The 20292-nt window shown below is 70.3% G+C and carries 9 protein-coding genes and 1 pseudogene; 5 read left to right on the top strand and 5 right to left on the bottom strand.

Annotated elements, in window-relative coordinates; translation table 11 throughout:
- Nucleotides 1-4 precede the first annotated feature (4 nt).
- Genes ACIQ9G_RS09690 through ACIQ9G_RS09705 form a run of 4 tightly spaced genes read right to left on the bottom strand, consistent with a single transcriptional unit; the run spans nt 5 to nt 14204 of the window.
- Nucleotides 5-5122 (bottom strand): hypothetical protein, encoded by a 5118-nt coding sequence (locus ACIQ9G_RS09690; RefSeq protein WP_403607752.1) that lies wholly within the window; start codon nt 5120-5122, stop codon nt 5-7.
- The gene (locus tag ACIQ9G_RS09695; RefSeq protein ID WP_403607753.1) at nt 5123-8275 is read right to left on the bottom strand and encodes a hypothetical protein; all 3153 of its coding nucleotides are present in this window, start codon (nt 8273-8275) and stop codon (nt 5123-5125) included.
- Nucleotides 8272-11715 carry a DUF6603 domain-containing protein gene (locus ACIQ9G_RS09700; protein WP_403607754.1) on the bottom strand — a complete coding sequence of 1148 codons (3444 nt, stop codon included), beginning with the start codon at nt 11713-11715 and terminating at the stop codon, nt 8272-8274. The genes ACIQ9G_RS09695 and ACIQ9G_RS09700 overlap by 4 nt, the downstream gene beginning before the upstream one ends.
- Nucleotides 11712-14204, bottom strand: coding sequence for a glycoside hydrolase domain-containing protein (locus tag ACIQ9G_RS09705; RefSeq protein ID WP_403607755.1), 2493 nt, complete (start codon nt 14202-14204; stop codon nt 11712-11714). Before ACIQ9G_RS09705 ends, ACIQ9G_RS09700 begins: the two co-directional genes overlap by 4 nt.
- 1106 nt (nt 14205-15310) lie before the next feature.
- Between ACIQ9G_RS09705 and ACIQ9G_RS09710 the strand changes: the two genes are divergently transcribed.
- The 3 genes from ACIQ9G_RS09710 (at nt 15311) to ACIQ9G_RS09720 (ending at nt 17722) form a co-directional block, all read left to right on the top strand.
- Nucleotides 15311-15754 (top strand): hypothetical protein, encoded by a 444-nt coding sequence (locus tag ACIQ9G_RS09710; RefSeq protein ID WP_403607757.1) that lies wholly within the window; start codon nt 15311-15313, stop codon nt 15752-15754.
- A gap of 596 nt (nt 15755-16350) precedes the next feature.
- Nucleotides 16351-17211, top strand: coding sequence for a peptidoglycan-binding protein (locus ACIQ9G_RS09715; protein WP_403607759.1), 861 nt, complete (start codon nt 16351-16353; stop codon nt 17209-17211).
- Nucleotides 17212-17293: 82 nt separating this feature from the next.
- Nucleotides 17294-17722: a lamin tail domain-containing protein gene (locus ACIQ9G_RS09720; protein WP_403607950.1), complete on the top strand. Its 429-nt coding sequence runs from the start codon at nt 17294-17296 to the stop codon at nt 17720-17722.
- Between the two features lie 354 nt (nt 17723-18076).
- Here the strand turns inward: ACIQ9G_RS09720 and ACIQ9G_RS09725 are convergent, their stop codons facing one another.
- Complete coding sequence (locus ACIQ9G_RS09725) at nt 18077-19231, bottom strand: restriction endonuclease (protein WP_403607760.1); 1155 nt, start codon at nt 19229-19231, stop codon at nt 18077-18079.
- A gap of 565 nt (nt 19232-19796) precedes the next feature.
- Here ACIQ9G_RS09725 and ACIQ9G_RS09730 point away from each other — a divergent pair.
- Nucleotides 19797-20033, top strand: a pseudogene (locus ACIQ9G_RS09730) (alcohol dehydrogenase catalytic domain-containing protein); the annotation flags it as partial.
- Nucleotides 20034-20055: 22 nt separating this feature from the next.
- The gene (locus ACIQ9G_RS09735; RefSeq protein WP_403607762.1) at nt 20056-20232 is read left to right on the top strand and encodes a DDE-type integrase/transposase/recombinase; all 177 of its coding nucleotides are present in this window, start codon (nt 20056-20058) and stop codon (nt 20230-20232) included.
- The last annotated feature ends 60 nt before the right edge of the window (nt 20233-20292 follow it).

A 20292-nucleotide genomic window follows, 5' to 3' on the forward strand; every position in this document is an offset into this window, starting at 1 on the left:
GAGGTCAAGCGTCTCTCATTCCGAGTGGCTGGCCTGCGCCGCCGACGAGGTCCGTGGCGACCGTTGCGCCGGTGCTGTTCATCGCGAGATAGGTGGCCGGCAGGAACTGTCCGGCCTCGTGGAGAGCGTCGAGGTCGACCATCCGCAGCTTCGCCAGGTCGAGCGCCTCGAGGACCGTCGCGCGAAGCGACTCGATCGTCCAGGGCGAACCGGACGCTGGCGGCACCGCGACCAGGATCGCCTGGGGTGCGGTGGCGTTCGGCTGGTCGAAGTGGAACGCGAGGCCCGTCGTGCGTTCCGGGCTGGGAAGCACTTCCGAGAATTCGTCGAACACCGCCCCGCACACTGGCAGGCCGACGGCCGGCGGCTTCCCGGGGATGTGCGCCACGAGGGACACCCTGGCGGTCGGCGGACCGGCCTCGGCGTCGTAGGGCAGCGCCACCCACTGGTCGCCCGCGCGTGCCGGGAACTGGGCCACCTCGAAACGTGACCGATCCACGCCATTGAGGATCTCGTCGCAAACCAACGCGTCCGACAGACGCTGGAACCCGGGCCGTACCCGGCTCAGGCGCTGGAACCACAGCGTGGCGGCGAGCGGGTCGCCGCCCTGGAGGCCGTTGCTGGCGGCGAAGGCGGGGTCGAACTCCCCGGTTGGCGCCGGGGTGATCAGGGGCAGCGCCAGGAACGTCGGCCCGAAGACGCCGCGCAGGGCGGTCAGCGCCCAGTCGCAGCGCTTCTGATCGGTCGCGCCGGCATCCGGCGCCGGCGTCAGTTTGCTCAGCCGCCGGCGAATGTCGGTGTCCACGGCGGACAGTTGAAGCCGCAGCTGCGCGCGGTCGTCGGGCGAGTCGCCGACCGCCGACGACGGAACCGAGCCCGGGATGCCGAAGTACCCGGCCGCGAGCAGGATCGCGCGCAACGTCTCCGCGTCGGTGCCGTCGGCGAGTGCCGTGGTGACCCGGTCGGCTACGGCGGCCAGCGCCGCCCTCGCGGCGCTCGCGCGACCGACGAACTCGACGGTCGCCACGGACGCCTGGCCGCCCTCGGAGGCGGGCAGGGCCAGGTCGGCCGGGGTGAGCGGGCGGGCCTGGGCGATCGCTTCGCGCAGCGTGCTCGCGACCTCGAAGAGCTCGGTCGGCGCGACCGCGCCGTCGCTCTCCGGCTGGTCGACCGGGCGGAGCCGGACGACGGCGTCCGCGGGCACGCCAGGTGGGCGGTTGCGCAGCGCGTGGTAGACGATCCGCTGCTCGAGCTCGGTGCGCTGGGATCCGTCGCTGATCGCCACGGCCTGTACGACGTCGAGCGCCGACAGCCGGGGGGAGATCTGGTCGAGCCGCAGTTGTCCGATCGTCGCGATCGGCGTCGCCTGCGCGCTTGCAGCTGCCGCGCTCGCATTGGCGTCGAAGTAGTCGACGCGGACGCGGACCCGCTTCGGGTCGCCGAGTGCCGAGTCGGCCCAGGCGTTGATCCGCGGCTCGGCCACCGCTGCCGCTTCGAGCCCCGGCTCGAAGGCCCACAGCGGATCGTGGTCGGCCGGGTGCTCCGCCAGCAGGACCGCGAGGCGATGGGTGATGGCGAGTCCGGAGCCCGGCGACTCGACGATCTCCAGGTCCGGTGGCGGCCCGGTGGGGTGGGCGGCGGCGTTCAGCGCGGCGGTGGCCCGCTCGGGATTGCCACACGCGGTCTGGAACACGCCCTCGGCGACGAACGCGTCACCGATCGCGTCGATCAGGTCGTCGAGCCCAGCGAGTTGGGCCTGTACCGCCTCCGCGGACTCCTGTCCCGGCCACCCGTCAGCCAGTTGGCGGTTGTCGCTGATCCAACGGCGTTGCAGCACCAGGCCGTCGACCACGTTGCGGGCGGCGATCGACTCGCTCGGGCCGACGGAGTCGGATGCCGTGTCGGATGCCGCGGCCACCGGTTGCGGGGCGAACGCGCGGAAGTCGTCGATGAATCGCGCCAGGCCGTTCTCCTGAAGAGCCCGCTCGAACCGGTAGCCGAGCAGGGCGCCGAGCGACTGGCCCTGCCGGACCCCGTTCAGGAGCGTCTGGACCAGGCGTACCCGCTCGGAGGTGAGGTCGATGCCGAACGGTTGCCGCCCCTGGTGCTCTCCGTGTGCCAGATGGCCGCCGGCCAGGATCGCCGAGGCCGTCGCGTGGGCAGGCGACGGGGCGTGCAGGTATCCGGCGCTCTCCCGTGAGGCGGCCGCGTCGGGGCGCAGGTCCTCCACGAAGCCGTACCCGGCCAGGTGGACGCCGTCGGCCTGCGAACCGGTCGCGGCGAGGCGCGCCGATGCGAAAGAACCGATCCAGGCGTCGAGCCGGTAGGAGCTGAGGTCGAGGGTCTCGCTCATCAGTCGTTCCAGCTGCGTCGCCGGCAGCCCGGCGAGCTGCCCGATCGCCGTGCGCAGCTCGCCGAGTTCGGCGAGCGCTCCGGACTCGTCGCCCCGGTGCTGGTGGGCGTCGAGGTAGTCGCCCTTGGTGACGCCACTGGAGTGACGGTCTTCGAGGAGGTCCCAGGTGATGCGCTCGCGGGCGGCGTCGAGGTCGTCCTCGATCTGGTCGATGTCGATCAGCTCGGGCTCGCTGCGCCATGGCAGGGCGGGCGCGAGTTCACCGGCGGCGAAGGCGTACTGGATGAGGAGTGCGTGGCGCAGCAGGAGGTAGAGCAGCGGGCGCGGCGTCTGCATGCCGAGTGCCTGGGCGACGTCCTCGTCGCGCAGTGCCCGCCAGGATGGCCGGGGCGTGGCGGCGAGCGCCGCGATGTAGTCCGGCGACAGGTGGTCGTCGGTGCTCGCGCCGACCGCTTCGCCGGGCAGCGGGAAGTAGTTGAGGGCGAATGTGGCGTCCTTCAGGCGGGGCGTCCAGTCGAGCCCGAGCGAGTCCAGGACGGCGCTGCTGGCGCTCTGCTGGGCCGCCCACCACTGGCCGCCCAGCTCCGCGTGCATGAACCGCCAGGCGGCGTCGATGTAGGCCGGGCCGAGGATCGTACGGCCGCGCTGGCTGACCGAGTGCGGCAGCATCGCCAAGGCGCTGAGTAGCGGGTTTTCGTCGGGATCGTCGGGACCGGTCTGCAGCGGGCGGCCCGGGCGCGGGACCGAGGCGAGGGATCGCCGCCAGATGGGGCGGAGCGTGTCGAGGAAGTCGAGCAACGGCCGCAGCACGACGTCGGACTTGTCGGCGCTGTCCGGCGCGGGCATGACGGGCAGGATGCCGTAGGGCTGGTTGCCCACGCGCAGCACCGGCAGCGGTCCGCAGGCGCGCACGTTGTCGATGAAGTGGCGGCGGCCGGCGGTGATGGCGTCCTCGGCCAGGAACGGCGCGCTGCCGTTCGGCATCATGTGTGCGAGGAAGTAGCCCCAAGTCGTCGGCCATAGTGCCGTGTTCATGGCTCGGCGTGCGGTCTCCCCGTCCGCTCCGTCGGCGGCGTGGTCGAGACCGCCGAAGATCTCCGCCGCGCGGCGGGTGAGACCGAGGGCGCGGGCTGCCTGCGCGCCGTAGGAGTCGCTCGGCGGGGCGGCCTGGGTGCCGGGCGGCGGGACATCGGCGCGTGAGTCGAAGGCGGCGGGGCGCTTCTCGGAGTTGTTGGTCGGCGTGCCCTCGGGCAGGATGCCCAGGCCGCGGGTATAGCGGTGTGCGGTCAGGCAGTCGCCCAGCAGTTGGGCGCCGTCGGCTCCGTCGGCGTACCGCGTCCTGACGCCGACGACCGCCAGCCGGGCGAACCCCTGGCGTGCCTTCGGCGGGAGCGGTATCCGCAGCCCCATGCCGGCCTGTTCGGCCGCCGGGAACTCCAGCATCCAGCGCATGCCCTCGTCGACGACCCCCCTGTCGCCCACGCTCGCGGCGGGATCCGGACCGACGGCGAGCCGCTCGGGAACCCGCCGGCCCCAGCCCGTGGCCATTGGCTCGTCGTCGTCAGGGGCGGCGTAGGCGAACGCGAACCAGCGGTCCGGGAGTACGGCGGTGTGCGGGGCACGTGTCCAGGAGTGCGCGCGCTCGCCGGGGCCGTGACCGCTGGAGGCCACACGTACGATCCACTCGGCGCGCGCGGCGCCGAACCGGGCGACGATCCGCCGCCAGTTGGCGTCGCCGGGATCGGCTGCGTACAGCGCGGCTGCCTCGGCCTCGTCGGCGGTCAGTTCCGGCTCGTGCGTGTCGACGTGGATGTCGTCGGGATACACCCGTACGAGCAGTTCCGAGGCGTCGGCGTTGAATCGCGTCTCCAGCCGCACCGGAAGCATCGCCACGGGCAGGTCGCTCACAGTCGCCGGGCCCTCCAGGGCTACGCTCGCCGTGGAGGATCCCCACTCGGTGGTGACCCTCACGGACGCGTCGCCCGCCTTGGTCAGTGCCGGGTCGTGAGGGAGTACGACGTGGATCTCCCGGGTGTTCCAGGACTCGACGGCGAGGCGGATGGGTGCGCCGCCGCTCGGGGTGATCGTCACCGACGAGCCGGGGTCGCCGGGCCCGAACGCCGTACCGGTAAGGGTGATCTCGTCCCCCGCGAAGACGCTGTGCGGGTTCACCGACGTAACGCCGGGTGCCGCCCCGATCGTCAGCCGCGCGGGGTCGCTCGCGCCCCACAGGGTCCGTACGACCAGCGACTTCCCGCCCGGGCCGCCGAGCGCGGAAGCCTCCGGAATCTCACCGCGGATCTCGCTCGGGCTCCAGGACCGGGTGGCCAGCTTCAGTTCCGTGCCGCCGGCGTCCCGCACGAACAGGCCGGACCCCGAGCCGAACGGCGTCAGTCCGAAACCCTTTCCGCGTACGGTCAGCGGCGTTCCGGGCGCGCCGCGGGCCGGGTCGACCCCAGTCAGCGCGGGTCGGTCGGTCTCCAGGACGGTGAACCCGACACGGTTGGAGGTGCCGTCAGCGGTCGCGACGCTCACGTGGGTGTTGCCGCCGGAGCCGAGTGCGGCGGTCTGCGGCACGCGGACCGTGATCCGCGTCGGGTTCCAGGAGGTCACCTCGGCGGAGACCTCGGTGGCCCGGTCGACGCGCAGCCGGAACACGACGCGTGCCGGTCCGCCGGCCTTGGGGCCGAAGTCACTGCCGCCGATCTGGAGCGTGTCTCCGGCATGGCCGGTGTCGGCGCTCAGCGACGAGATGGCCGGTGCGCGCATTTACGATCCCCCTGTCAGGTTGCCGGCGGCGGTCGCCAGCGTCGGAGTGCCGCCGGTGTCGGTCAGCACGAGCCTCGGACGCTCTCCGTCGGCCTGGTCGAGTACGAAGCTCTCCGCCCCGCGGGCGATCGCGTCGGTCACCTCGGCCGCTGTCATCCGCCACGGGTTGCCGGCGGCGTCGACGCCGGCCAGTGCGGTGACGGCGCCCGCGTGCCGCTCGACCGAGGTGACGCGCAGCGCCGGGTCCTGGACGTCGGCGCCGATCATGCGCGAGGCGTACAGCGCGACCCGCACGGGGCGCTGGAACGTGATGGACGCGGTCTGCGCGCCGTCCGCGCCCCAACTGGCGGACGGCGGTGCCGGCGCGGGCGGGGGCACCGCCGCGAACAGGGGCAGCGGCCGCCCCGCGAGCCGGCCGCCAGCGGGTACGTGGGTGAGGGTGTCGTACTCGGCCGATGTGGACGCGGTCATGCCCCAGTGCAGGTCGGCCCAGGTGGCGGGCGTTCCGCCGAAGCGCGTGTCGCCGCCCTCGTCGGGTAGGGCGTCCAGGCCGAAGCGGGCGCCGGCGGGCTGCTCCTGGAGCACGAAGTACCAGCCGGGCCCGCCGTCGTTGCCGCGGGCCTCGTCGATGCCCAGGCCGAATCCGAGGTAGGTCATGTCCGGTTCGAGCCGGCCGCGGAACTCGGGGTAGAGCACGACCGGGGAGCTGTCGATGGTGTCCGCGCGCACGGCGTACACGATCGTGTGGGGGAAGCGCCGGAAGAGCTCGCCGCGGACGAGCAGCACCAGCATGCCGCGGCCGCCGACGCGGGTGGCGTTCTGGCCGAGTTGCCGGTCGGGCGGCCACTCGGCGATCGGGTCGATGTCGAAGCTCGCCTCCGAACCGGCGCCGCGTGTGCTCCAGAACTGGCGGAAGTACGTGGCGCTGTAGTCCGTCGGCAGGTCGCGCCAGCGCAGTTCCTCCGACAGCGCGTGGTTCAGGCCCGCCATGTAGGACTCGATGAAGCGCGGGTTGCCGACCAGGATGCCGACGGTGTCCGGCCGGATGTTCTCGGCGCCGGGCAGCAGCGCGCCGGGGAAGATCTCCCTCAGGGGATCGCTCGCGGGCTGCGGGAAGCTCGGCGCCGCCGCCAGCGGTCGCAGCGGGTCCGGCGGTTGCGGACCGGGTGTCGTGGTCGGTGTCAGGCCGTCGGTCGGCATCAGCGGCAGGACCTGCTGGGCGACCGTGTGCTCCGGGGCGACCGGCCCGGCGCCGTCCTGGAGCGCGCCGGCGACCGCGTCGAGCGCCAGTGTGTCCGCCGCCGAGGACAGCGCGGACAGCGGCCTCGTCACCATCTGCCCCGGCAGTTGCGGGACCAGCTCGAAGAGCGCCTTGGACGCGTCGCGGAACCGCGTGTTGATTCCGGCCAGGCGCAGCCGTGTGCGCTTGCGTTCGGGCGGCAGGTCTCCGCCGTCCGAGCCGTCGTCGATGCGGGCCACGGAAGCGGTCGGTGCGGCCGGATACACGGACGTGTCGCCCCCGAACACGCGTGTCCAGCCGGGCGCGTCCGGTACCTCGGTCTTCGCCCGCCGGAGTTTCGCCGCGCCGATCCGGTCGAATGCGACCGCGCCTTTGGCCGGCTTCAGCGGCACCGTGATCGTGCCGGCCGCGAGCAGCGCCGTGAGCTCGCCGATGTGTCCGGGCGTGCCGTCGGCGGAGGGGAGATGACGGCCGATCGGCCCGTTGGGGCGCACGGCACGGCGGAACGGCGCCGACACCGCGCCCTCGGGGAAGACGCTCGTACGCATACTGCCGCGCAGCGTGGTTGCACTGCTGGGGCGGTGGCTGCCGTCGTGCCGGAGGCGGACGCGGCTGTGCAGCGGCTGGGTGATGCGCAGTACCACGTCGGCGGGCAGCGGCGCGAGCCGCTTCTCCTGCACCGAGGCCGCGACCGACCGGGCGAGCTGCGCGCGCTTGAGCAGGGTGTTGGCGCGTTCGAGGTCGCCCGCCTGGTCCCAGGCGCCGGCCACCAGCTGCTCCTGCTGCTCGGCGACCACCTGGGCACCGAGACCGGCGGCGGCCCGGTGGCGCGGATCGAGGTTGAGCTGCCACAGCCAGCTGTCCGCACCTGCCGGCGACGGCGGCGGTACGACGGCGTTCGACCCGTAGACGGGCGGCGTGACCAACTGGCTTTCGCCGTCTTCGTCGACCAGTTCGATCATCTGCCGCGTGTACGGCTCGCGCGCCTCGTCGGGCCACTCGGTCGGCACCGCCACGGGTGACATGAGCGCGCCCTCGAACCCGAGTTGTGAGCCCGGCACGCCGGCGGGCGGCACCGGCAGCCGCGACCCGGCGGTGGTCAGGTCCATCGGGCGGGTGCCGATCTCCGGCCCGAAGGCGACCGGCTCCAGTCGGCGGGCCAGCGCCTCGAAGTCGCCGTCCGGTCCGGTGGAGAACTCCCAGTGGTCGTACACCGGCAGCTCGAAGGGGCCCGAGTGACCGGCCGGCGGCGGCCAGGCGTCCTCATCGGCCGCGGTCACCTCGACGCCGAGTCCGGCCTGGCGTCCCGCCTCGTACGCCGGGACGACACAGGCGAGGTAGCTCACACCTGGCTCCAGCTTGCGCGGGCACAGGAGCCTGGAGAGTGTCTGCTCCGGGGGCACCTGGGACACGTCCGTCGTGCCGTCACCGGCGACCTGCACGTGGGCCCAGGCCCACGAGTCGGCGAGGGGTGGCAGTTCGCGGAGCACGTCCGCCGGGTCCAGCTCCAGCCAGGGGAGCGGCCGGCGGGGGTCGGCTCTGAGCCCGGCGGCGTCCTTGCGGACTACGGCGAGCACGATCCACGGCCGCAGTCTGGGCCCGCTCGCCTCGGGGCTGAACAGCCACGGATAGTCGGGCAGATCGAACTCTACCGCGGGGAAGTAGTTGGGCTCGAACTGGGCCGTGAGCGGTGGCGGATCCCTGCGGATGATCTGCCGGACGTCGATCCCGAGGACGTCGCCCGGCCCGTACAGGCGCAGCTTCACGTTCACGGAGTCGGCCTGGCCGTTCTTGGTGACGCCGAGGGTGACCGGCAGGACGGCGCGGCCGCCCTCGCTGCCCTGCGGCCCGGCCGGGATGCCGGCGGCCAGACCCTGGCGTGACCAGGAGAAGAACCGGTATCCGGCGGTCATGCGGACATCAACTCCTCGCGGCGCACGATTTGGGTGTCCTTTCGCTCGCGTGCCGCCTCACGGGCGGCGCTGAAGCTGCCGTCGGTGTCGGTCGCGGGCGCCGACAGGTCGGTGACGGGAGCCACCACGTACGACGGGTCGGCCACCTTCGGCTGCTCGGCGTCGACGCTGTACTTGAGCCGTCCGGTCGAGCGTGTCGCGGCGTCCGCCGCGGCGCCCTGCGCGGCTTGCTGCGCGACCGTCGCGTCGTCGGGGCGGAAGGGCGCGCCCCAGGCACGTCCGCCGATGGTGATCGTCTCGAACGTGATCGGGCACGCCGCCCCGGGCCCCGTCGAGTGGGCGTCGCCCGGCGCGGTCAGGCGCGCCCCCGAGGGCATCTGCTCGAAGCCGGGTGCGGCGAGCTTCTCGGCGTCGCTGAGGCCGAGGTACTGGCCGGGGCTGAAGCTGTCGTACACGGGGACGGGATCGTGTTGGGCGCCGGTCGCCGAGACGATCTCGAACCGCGTGAAGTCGGCCGGTGGCGCCGCGCCGAAGCGCGCGATCTCGCGTTGCAGGGGCACGATCCGCTGCGAGACGCGCACCGCGCCGAGCGGGTGCACGATCGCCTCGCCCGCGGCGGGCACCGGCGCCTTCAGGGTCGCCAGCCTGCCGCTGTCCGCGGGCAGTTCGGCAGCCCAGTTGCCGGCGCTCTCCAGGGCGGCCCGCAACTGCGGCCAGATGCTCTCGCGTTGCGCCGACGGCAGTTCACCGGAGTCGCCGAAGGTCGCGTCCACACCGATGGTGACCTTGACGAACAGGATTTTGAAGGTGACCTCGCCCTGGAGGTGCCACGGGTCCGGCCCGGTGAGGTGCGCCCGCAGGTCGATGCCCATCAGCGCCTTCGACCCTCGCTTGAGGGCCAAATAGGCCGCGATGTCGACCTGGAACCCGAACGGCGCGAGGTTCATGAGCGCGTCGAAGCCCATCCCGCCCTCGAGTGCGAACCCGGCGGCGGCCACGCGCACTTCGAGTGCGGCGCCCACCTGCACGGTATTGGCGGTGATGGCCAGGTAGCACTCGGCCCGCAGTCGTGGGTTGTCGCTGTTCGACAGGGCGAGTGTCAGCCGGCGGAGCGACGGGAAGCCGGCGGGCGGTGTGTACGACGGGTGGAATCCGCCGATCGACAGCGCGAAGTCGGGCTGCTCGCCCCAGGAGGCCCTGAGCGCCATGTCTCCCGACAATGCGAAGGGCCCGACCGTGGAGTCGACCAGCGACGCGTCGACCGAGACCTCCCGGCGCCCGAAGTCGAGCACGCCGACGGCGTCGAGCTGGAGCTTGACCACCGCGGTCTCGGGTGTCGGCAGCAGCGCGCGCAGCCGGCCGAGCACGATCAGCCGCAGCGGGGAGGGCAGTTCGAGGATCAGTGCGATCTCGGCTGTCACGAGGGTCGGCGTGCCCCACGCCAACTGGACCATTGGCCCGAACAGATGCCGGTCCCGCGCGGGCGGGAACACCGACTGCAAGGTGCTGATGATCTGCGGCGCCCGGGGTACGGGGTCGTCGCGCATGAACATGATCGAGTCGAGCGCGTGCGTGCGCACACCGGTGCGCAGGGCGTCGACGGCGACCGTGCGGTTGATCCCGAGCAGGCCCCCGATGCCGGTCAGGGTGAAGCCGAAGCCCAGCTGAACGGGCGTGAACCCGGTCGCCTGGACGAGAGCCAGCAGAGAGAAGCCGGACTCTCCGTCGGGCATGCGCGTGGTGAGCAGACCGAAGGCGTTGAGGTTGATCTGGCCGAACTGGAGGTGCAGGACGCCCGCATACTGCTCGCGTTCCTCGTCGAAGAACAAATATCCGCCGCCGGTGACCGGGCCGTCGATCGAGAGACCGGCGCCGTCCGGTGGCTTGAAGCCCAGTTCCAGGCCGACCGGGCCCAGGTTTCCCGGCGAGGGCGTGAGCTTCGTGCGCAGCCCGATGTTCTCGACGCTGGCGTGCAGCGGCCCGAGCTCCAGGCTGCCGCTGGCCCCGGCGGTGAGGCTGATCGCGCCGCTGCCGACGCCGAGGCGCAGCCGGAGCGCGTCCAGCGTGATCGGACCGAGCGTCTGGTGCACCGGGATGGTGAGGTCGAGCTGGCCCGAGCCCTCGAACGACAGGCCGTGCAGCTTGGACCACAGCAGACGCAGGTCGAACTCCGCCGAGAGACCGTCGGGAATGACCGCCTTCAGGAACCCGTCGGCGGAACCGGTGGTCACCTCGAGCCTGCATCCGATGAGACCGGCGCGCACGAAGGCGTCGGGCGGCCTCCCGGCGCCGACCTGCCCGCCCACCTGCGCGTACGCCTCCAGGAAGGAGAGCTGGGTGCCGCCCCCCGCCGAGAGCAGCTGGTGCCGGGAGCCGTTGGGATCGGCCACCTTGAGCCCGATGGCGAGGCTGCCGGTGAGATCCTCGGCCTCGCCCTGGAGCAGTCCGCCGCGCAGCTGCACGCCGGTCGGCCTGACCGCGATGCCGATGCCCTGGGAGAGGTCGATGTCGGTGTCGATCACCAGACTCAGCGGGCCGAAGAGCGGGATCTCCAGTTCCGCGGACCCGCGTACGTACGGCGAGAGTTCGATGCCGGCGTCGGTGCCCTCGGCCGTCGTGGCGCGTAGCCGGTGCAGGGAGAACCCCGCTTCGCCGATCACCCAGCCGTAGCTGTGTAACAGCTCGACGAGCAGTTGGGGTGTCGGCGCCGTGTCGGTCGCGGTCGGCGCGTTCCCGATCTGGGCGTCGATCCTCTCGGGCAGCTCCGAGACGACTCCGCGGCCGCCGAATCCCTGGACCAGCAGGCCCAGGTTCTCCAGCAGCCGGGCGGAGTCGAACTCCGGCCTGCCCCAGCCGTACTCCGCGGCGAGTGCCGTGCCGGGGTCGGTCAGGAGGGCGCCGATCTGCTCGTAGTCGACCACCGCGCGAAAATGTTCCACCTGATAGATGGAGTGGTCGGCCTCGTGGTGCGACTGCGGGAAGATTCCCAGCAGGCGCAGCACCGAGGCCGTGCGCGGCGAAGCCGTCGTGACGCCGGCCACGACGGCGAAGTCCACCAGCCGGCGCGGCAGTTCGTGGACGATGCCGGTCTTCTCGACCCAGTCGCCCGCGGACGACAGGACGCCGGGCAGCGACTGGCTGAAGGTGGTGATCTGGGCGATGAAGTCCTGGACGGCGAGCAGCAGGTCGGCGTAGCGGCCGGCCATCAGGAGTTCGTCCTCGCGCTCCTCGTCCGTCGAAGCGGTGACGATCTTGAGCTTGGTGATGACGTCGCCCGCGTCGAGCGTGACGAGGCTCGCCAGGTCCGTGCCCGGCGGTGTCTCCCAGCCGAGCTGGTTGAGCACGGACTCGACGATCTGCGCGTCCTGCATCGCCGCGGTGGACGCGGCGATGACCTGACCGATGCTCTCGACGGCCTGCTGAAACGTGGTCCGGGTCACGATGCGGTGTCCTCCCACTGGCCGTGCTTCCAGTCGAACCGGCGGAAGTGCTCTCGCACGTTCAGGGCGTCGACCTTGACGCCGGCCCATTTCAGGTATCCCTCGGCCGAGTCGGCGTCATCGGAGATCTTGGTGGTTCCCGGTATCGGCGGATAGGCCAGGACCTTGCCCGGGTGGATCGTGATCTGGCTTGCCGTGAGTCCGGCGAGCTTCGCCTCGGCGCGGGTCCGCCAGAGCTTCAGCCAGTCGCCTCCCGAGGGCGGACTCTGGAGGTCCGCGTGTGTGGGGCTCGCGTAGCCGAGGTGCTCGGCCCACAGGCGCCTTCGGACGTCCCTGACGATCGTCGTCGTCGGTCCGCCGGACACCTGGTCGAACAGGCTCACGTTGACCTCGGTCTCGCGGTTCTCGTGCAGGTCACCCTTGGGTCGCAGCCCGAAGAGCCAGGTGGCGAACCAGTTCGTGTACGGATTCTGGCTGTAGTCGAGGGACGCGCCGTCGAGGTTCGCCGATCCCACGGTGATCCAGTCGTCGTCGATGATGGCGACTTTCGAGTGGATGTAGTTGCGGCAGATCTCCGTCAGGCTCTGCGCCATGGCACCGGACTCGTGGCTCCAGGGGCAGAAGAACCCGACGCGCTGGCGCTCGTCGTCCTCGAGAGAGGAGAGCACCCGGCCGACGTGCTGCGGATGCAGCACGTCGTAGCTGGGAATGTCGACCTTGTTGTTCGTCAGGAAGATCACGCACAGCTCGGTGCGCTCCTTCAGACGCCGGACGATCGCTTCGGCGACGACGTCGTTGGTGAAGTACTGGTTCTCGAAGTAGATGTACTTCTTCGCCGTCTCGATCGCGCGCAGATACGACTCCAGGACCGTCTTCTCACCGTGCGGAGTCGCGGTGTAGCGCGCGTTGCCCGCGAGGCTGCGGACGACCTGGAGGGACGTCGTACCCACGGCCGGCGGTGCCGGCGCGGGCGGCTCCTCGGGAGCGTCGGGGTCGGCCTGGTTCCAGTGCAGCGCGAACGTCTCGTTCAACTGCCCGATCACCGGGCCGCGCAGACGCATGCTGACGTCGTGCGTCGGCACCTTGATCGCACGCGAGTCGATGCAGCTGGAGAAGTCGCCGTGGCGCGCGTCGCCGATCGCATGGGTGGTGCCGTCGTAGTAGTCGGAGACGAAGGGGGAGCCGATCAGGTAGGCGATCTTGTTGTCGATCACGACGAACTTGGCGTGGATGGGAGCGGTCGCCGGAGTGCGCAACGCCCGCACTCTGACGTTGGAAACATCCTTCATCGCGCTGGTGACCTGCGACGCGGTGGTGAACGGCCAGGGGATCGAGAACGCCGTGTGCGCGGTGAGCTGGTTGCATGCCAGCCGCACCTTGACGCCCTTGTCCTGGGCGACCTTCTTCAGCGCGTCCTCGAGACGGCCGCCGGTCGTGGTGACGCCGGTGTCGGGCGTGGGATCGTCGAACGTCATGAAGACCCGTCCGACGTCCAGGAAGAACAGCATCCAGTCGATCGAGTGTTCGGCCTTGAGGACGTCGTCGTACAGCGCCTTCCAGGCGGTGGCGTTGTCGATCAGCGGCTCGACGGCGTTGCCGGTGACCGACTGGGTGAAGGCGCCTGTGGTGGAGACACGGCCTTTCAGATCGGCGGCGGCCACCTGGATCGGCGGCAGCACCAGCTTGGCCTTGACGTCGGAGTAGGGACCGTGGTCGGGACCGAGTTGGCGGCCGACGGAGCTGAAGACGCGGACGACGAGGTCGTCGACACCGCCGTCGTAACCCACCGTGAACGTGCCGTCGACGGCCGTTCGCGCATAGCCGTGGAACGCCTCGCCCTGGGACGAGTACACGTCGGGCATCAGGCGCTCGCCGTGGAGTTCCTGGCGGAATACCCCGACGGCGAGTGCCTCGACGCCGTTGCCCTTCGCGTCGACGATGCGGCCCTCGACCCGCCGGTTCGGACTGCTCACCGGCTCCCACAGCCCCGCCTCGGAAACTGTCGTCCGGTCGAGGTCGAAGCCCGGCGGGTCGTCGATGGAGTACTGCTGGAGCTGCGCGTCCGCGTACCACTTCTTGTGACTCCACGAGGCCGTCTGCCACATCCACGGAATCTGCTTCTTCTCATGGAGGTGCTCGACGGCCTCGTAGCCGCCGTAGACGCCGGTGTTCGCGAGGCCGAAGGTCTCCGTCACGCCGCGGAAGTACTCGTCCACCTGGCCCGGATCGCCGGCGGTGTCGAAGTCGACGGCGAAGTACACGACGGAGTTGTCGGGCGCTCCGAGCTTCCTCAGCTGCTTCTGGGCGGCCTTCGCGTCGTCCACGCCGGCCTGGTAGTCCTCGGACGCGCGACTGCCCGTCGACTCCCACACGAACCCGACGGCGATACCCAGGGCATGTAAAGCCTGCCGCTCTTGGTTGGTCAGCTGCTTCGACGGGTGACCGCTGGTGCTCGGCGAGAGGTAGCGGACCACGAACTCGGCGTTCATCGTCTTGACTTCGGCAGCAGTGTGCCGGTCGCTGTAGTCGACGCCCTCACGATGCGCTGCCGGAGACGGAGCCGGATCCGCAGCGACGACTGTTTCCTGTGCGTGCGTGGCCACGTCACAGGCCCCCCGATCTGTGAAGAAATTGTGCTCTCCGGTGCATCTTGGAGTCGACTACTATTTGTCGTCAACCCAAAGTGAACGCCCCTTTGTGAATGCGTATCTGACACCTGCGCACCCGCGACCCCACCCGTTTCCGAAAGCACAGGGTTACCGGCCCATGCCGCTCAAGGTTGCCGACGGCGGACGGGACGACGTGCACGCCGGGCCGTGCCCGACGGCCTACCCGGCGCAGGAACAGGCTCGCGGCTGGCGTTCTCCCACCCCAGGGCACACCCGCGCCCTCAAGGTGTCCGCAGGGGCGTTGACTTGCGTGGATGCAGTGGAAGCAGAGGAGGCCGGTGTACGGTTTCCAGGGCAACGCGTCGTGCGGCGATACACGCATCGGCGGCGCATCGCGAAGGCGCCCAGGTGATGCCGGTCCGGCCGAGAACGGCCCGCGAAGCGGACCGTACGCCACCGCGTAGCGTTCGCCGTCACGCTGTACGACGCGTGGCCGCTGCCGCTGTGTGCGGCTGAAGTCCATTTCCTGGCGGCCAGCCGGCCCGAGCCTGGGTCCGCGCGCCCCCGCCGCGCAACGGGGGCAAGCCCGCGAGGGCGCCTCGCTCTCGCCCGGCGACCGCAGCAGCCGGCATCAGCTCGTCGAACGTGATCCGGCCGCGGTGTGGAACGTTCTGGCGGACCCGTCACGGTATGCGGACTGGGGCGTCGGGACATCCGAGTCGGCTCCCCGGGCGGGCCGGTGGCCCGAAGTCACCTGCACGGTCAGGATCGGCCCCAAGAGCGTCGACGGGTACACCGTCGTCCGTTGTTTCGAGCACCCCCGGCACCTCGAACTCGAGGCGCACACCGGCCTCGGCGGCCCGCATTGAACCACTCCGCATTTAATGGACCTAGGCACTTTTCAAGTCGTTGGTGGCGCATTAGCCTCCCTCTTGCTGCGTCAACGCGGCGCTACAGCTCGATCACAGGGGGTTAGAACTGTGGCAGTGATCAGCGGCGAGAACAGCGACGACCACGTTGACCCGCCTGGAGGACAGGCTCGTCCACCGCGCTACATGCACACATCGGCGCAACTGGCCGAAGACGGCGTTCTGCATGCGACGACTCGGACCTGGACGGACATCCTCCTCAGCGGCTTCCACGGCTCCGTCAAGGTACTGCTCGTGAATGCCCAGGGTGACTGTGTCGATGTGAGCCCGGTTCACGTCTATGGCGTGGACGGCAAGTGGATCGGCACCCACGACCGGACGGACACGTGGACCGCAAACTTCGACCCGAAGGTAGCAGCGTCCACAGCAAGTCTTAAGTTCGTGCACTCTTGGGACCCTCAGTGGCTTCAGTCCATTCAGAACACCGTGCAGTGGATTGGAGTACTGATCGATATGATCATTAAGGCCATCGTGCAGAGCGGCAAGGGCAACGTCAGCTAGCGGCCCTTTACCCAGGGGCCGCGGGGCCCGGTCTACCTCTGCAAGAGGGCATGGGCAACCAACCTCGAATGTCCCAGCACAAGGACGGAGCGGGCCCGCCCTGCCCCCATGTGGGAAAGGGAGAGCCCGTTTCGCTGTGAATCGCTTGCACGGTTCCGCCTGAGGCCGGCCGCCGGCGAGACCGAGAGCGACTGCTCGCCGGCGGTGATGTCACATCTGGATGTCAAAGCCCCCAGCGTCGGCCCACCGGAGGTCATTTGGCCGGCGGGCCCAGACGGATAGAACCGCCGATATCCGCTTTGTGAGCCTGGTGCGCCCCTGAGCCGTCTGCGTTGATCGCTGCGGACGATGGCTGGCGGCCCCGGCGAGTCACCACTGTGGCCATCCTTTTCTGCCTTGACCGTGACTGACCACTCGTTCCGGCACGGATATGGCACGCGACGACTTGTTCTCCCAAACAGCGGCGCCACGCGCCCTCGTTTACGACCGCGCCCGCGTGCTGGTGTGACGCGAGTGACTGGTCTACCTGATTCGCGCGATCACCGGCTGACCATCGAAGCCAATGCCGCTCTGCGGCAGAACGGACAGGTGAAGACATGGCTGACCTCTGGATGCCCGGTGCCGACAAACACGACATCGGAGACCATGCTCCCACCGACGGGGGCCCTGCCAAGGCCATTGCTCATGTGACCTGGGACCGCAACGCCACCAAGGCCAAGCCCCAAGACCTCGTGCCGTACGCCAACCTCCGCTCGTATTTCTGCGGCGGAGGCAGGGCCGTCGCCCCGCACGTGCTCTGGGACCCGTTCACCGGTCACATGGCGCAGTTCGTCCCGGCCAACTCCCGCTCCAAGTCCCTGGTCGACACCTCCGGGGGCACACGGACCAACCGGGCCGGCTCGGTCGTCCTCCAGATCGAGGCCCTGTTCTTCCCCTACTGCCAGGTGGACGGCAAGGTCTACGAGTCCCTTCAGGACACCCCCGGCAGGGGCTGGGATGAACTGCACGCCTGGGTGAAGTCCTGGGAGGTGCCGGACACCTGGCCCATGGGCAGACCCACCGCTTTCACCAGCCACCGCGACGAGAAGGTCTGGGAGACCAATGCGGGCTGGTACGCCCACGCCCACGTCCCGGAGAACGACCACACCGACCCCGGGACCTGGTTCGCCTTCCCGAAGACCAAGGAGCACTCTGGAGAGGGCGGGGAGTACGAGCCCTTCCCCGGGGCCGCCTGGTTCACCATAGGCCGCCGGAGCCCCGTCGTGGCCCGGATGCACGACCGCCTCGTGGCCGTCGGCTGCAACCAGTACCAGTCCACCCGGGACAAGGACGTCATCGGCTCCGGCGACGTTGCCTCCTACCAGGCGTGGCAGCGCAAGTGTGACTTCACCGGGTCGGCTGCCACTTGGCCTCCAGGGAAGACTACTTGGGACCTGCTTCAGGTCCCGAAGAGCTGACTGGAGCCCCGCACAATCCAAACGGCCGGGAGCCGACAGGCCACCGGGGTCTGTCAAACGAACGGTGTAACCCGCTGCTGCGCTGTCCTGCGCGGCGATCTCCGCGGCGATCGCCGTGCCCGCCTCGGCGGCCGACCACCGTGCGTCCCGGTCGGCTGTTGAGATCAGCCGGGTGCAGTACGACTCCCGGGGCCGCGAGGACCGCTCCAACCGTTCCCTGAACGCGGAGTGGGTGGAGGTCACCAACACCACCCGCCGGGCGGTGAATCTGGACGGCTGGACCCTGTCCGACCGTGACGGCCACACCTGCACCTTCCGCCACTACCGCCTGGACGGGCGTTCCACCGTCCGCGTCCACACGGGTATCGGCCGCGACGCCCGCCACGATGTCTACTGGGACCGCCGCCAGTACGTGTGGAACAACGACTCCGACACCGCCCCCCTGCGCAACGACCACGGCCGCTTCATCGACGACGTCTCCTGGGGTCGGCCCCGGGGCGGCCGCCACTGACCCAGCCCCGCCCGGTGGCAGCCGCCCACCCCGGCCACCGCCGTCCCCCGCAGCGGCCGGGGCCCCGCGGCCCCGGCCGCTCATAGTGTGATCAAGTGCTTCCCGCGGCCGCGGGGATGGTCCGGATGGTCCCCTGCCGATCAACGACGTGACCACCGGGATCAGGTGCTCCCTGCGCCCCCCGGGATGGTCCCTTGGACGGATCATCGAACTCGCGCTGGTCCCGGTGCTCCCCGCCTGCGGGGACGGTCCTTCGCCACCGCACCCGTCTCCCCGTCCTCACAGCGCTCCCTGTGCCGAAGGGCTGCGGTCTGTGCGGGTGGGTCGGGGAGGGTGGCGGGGCTTGGGGCTCTCCTATGGGGTGCGGGTGTCGGCTTCGGCCAGAAGCGCGTGGGCGGCCGCGTTGACCGGCTCGATGGCGCCTTGGTAATCGAAGCGGAACAGGAGTGTTCCGCTGGTCTGGGCCCAGGTGCGTGCTTGGGGGGTGTAGCCGGCGAGGGAGAAGAAGACACCGGTTTTGCCTTCGTGGACGGCAACGCCGTGCAGCTGCTGCACTATGGGCCGGCCGGTGGGCTTGCCTTCCATTTTGACCTGGGCCACGGCGCGGGCGCTGACGACGTCGATACCACCGTCCGCGCCGACAGGCGTAGCTGCCGCGTCGTCGAAGCCGAGGTAGCGCATCCATTCCACAGCGATCAGCTCGGCGTCCCGGGCTTCACGGATCAGCCGCTCCGGCGGCCGCCCCGCCGGCACGGTGGCCTTGCGGCGTGACGAAGCGGCCAGCCTGCGGGCCTCGACCGCCACTCGCAGCACGTGGTTGTTGCTGAAGGCGAAGTAGCGCGCGCCGGAGGCGAGGTAACCGTGCTCGCCGGAGTCCACCTCGGGGTCGTCATCGCGATAGATCACGCCCTTGTCCTTCACCACCAGCGCCTTGTCGGTGATGATGGCAAGCAGCGGGGCCCCGCGAGGAGTGTCCGCCCCCTGGACGATCAGTCCGAGGATCCGCTCGTCGGCGGCAACGTGGGCTCGTGCCAGCTTGGTGAACTGCACCGTGAGCGGCTGTGGGTCCCAGGGGCTGAGCCGTTTCACACAGGCAGCAACCGCATCCTCGACCGTGGAGCCCAGCGGCGGCAGTTCCCGAAGCAGTTGCTCGGCATCCTTTGCGACGTCCCGCACGGGCGGCTGTGCCGCACCCCTTGCGGAGGCATCCCGCTCGACGGCAGCGATGGCACGCCGGTCCGCAGCCGCCAGCCGGGCGCCCGGGGTATTGGCCATGACCGCGACCACGGCCAGCGCTATGAGCGAGAACACCCCGAAGACCGTCCACGAGGTAAAGATCAATCCCGCTATCATACTGACCACCACGGCCGAGCAGCCGATGGCTGGGATGTTCACCGCGGTGCGACTGTCCGGCATGCACTGCCCACCACCCGCCCGCTGATGCCGAGCCAGCCCCTGACGCGTCGCCATCACCTGCTGACCACACAACGGACAAGCCAACTCGGCCATCCGCCCACCCCCGCGTACTCGTTGATCATCTCTCCCCGGCCTGGAGATTAACAGCGCTCCCCACAGCGCCATAGACCTGTGCCGCCCCAAAGACCTCATGCTGCGCACCATCACGGTTGACCACCGTCCTGGTAGGACCGCTCTCGACGCGAACCACCACAACGCACGGAGCCCTGGCGCAGTCCGGATGTCTCCCAACCCACTGAGCACCCCCTGCCCAAACCCGTGAATAGAGCCACTCCGAGGCTGGCAGCATCAGCAGACCGTCTCCAGCACCTGGTCTCGGAGATGGCCGTGAGGCACACGTTCGCTCGTCGCGAGGTGAGGAATGCGCGGACCTCTGCTTGGTTGTCCACGCCTTCGACGGTACGTCCCGCCTGCGCCCCTAGGGATGTACTGGCAGTACACCCCTTGATGGTGTCTGGCTACCTGCGCGAAGAGCCGGTTACCTGGATGGCGTGGTTCTTCCCCGCCCGCCCCGTCACGACGGGCGTGCACCCAGCCCTGCACTCGGCGACGGCCCCGGACCTCCGGCGCCCCACGCCTCGGCACGTAAAGGACCCCCATGCGCGGCGCAGTGCTTCACGCCCCGGGTGACATCCGCTTGGAGCCCCTGGACGACCCCAAGCTCCTCCACCCGACCGACGCGATCGTCCGCACGGCTGTGACCTGCGTGTGCGGCTCCGACCTGTGGCCCTACCGCGGCGCGGAGCCGATCGGCGATCCGCACCCGATGGGCCACGAGTACGTCGGCTTCGTCGAGGAGGTCGGATCCGAGGTCGCCTCCGTCAGGTCGGGCCGGCGGCGCGGTCGGCCTGTGCGCGATGATCGCCGCCAAGGACGAACTGGTCGCCGACGCCCTGCGAGCCGCCTGCCGCACCTGCCGCCCGGCCGGTCCGGTGATCTTCCACTCGGATCGCGGCTGCCAGTACACCAGCCGTGAGTTCGCACTCCTGGCAATGGAGTTCGGCGTCAGGCTCTCGGTCGGCCGCACCAGGTAGAGCTGGGACTACGCGCTGGCCGAGTCGTTCTTCGCCACCCTGTAGAACGAGCTGATCGAC

Source organism: Streptomyces sp. NPDC096152 (assembly GCF_044763235.1).
In the GTDB taxonomy this organism is placed as follows: Bacteria; Actinomycetota; Actinomycetes; order Streptomycetales; family Streptomycetaceae; genus Streptomyces.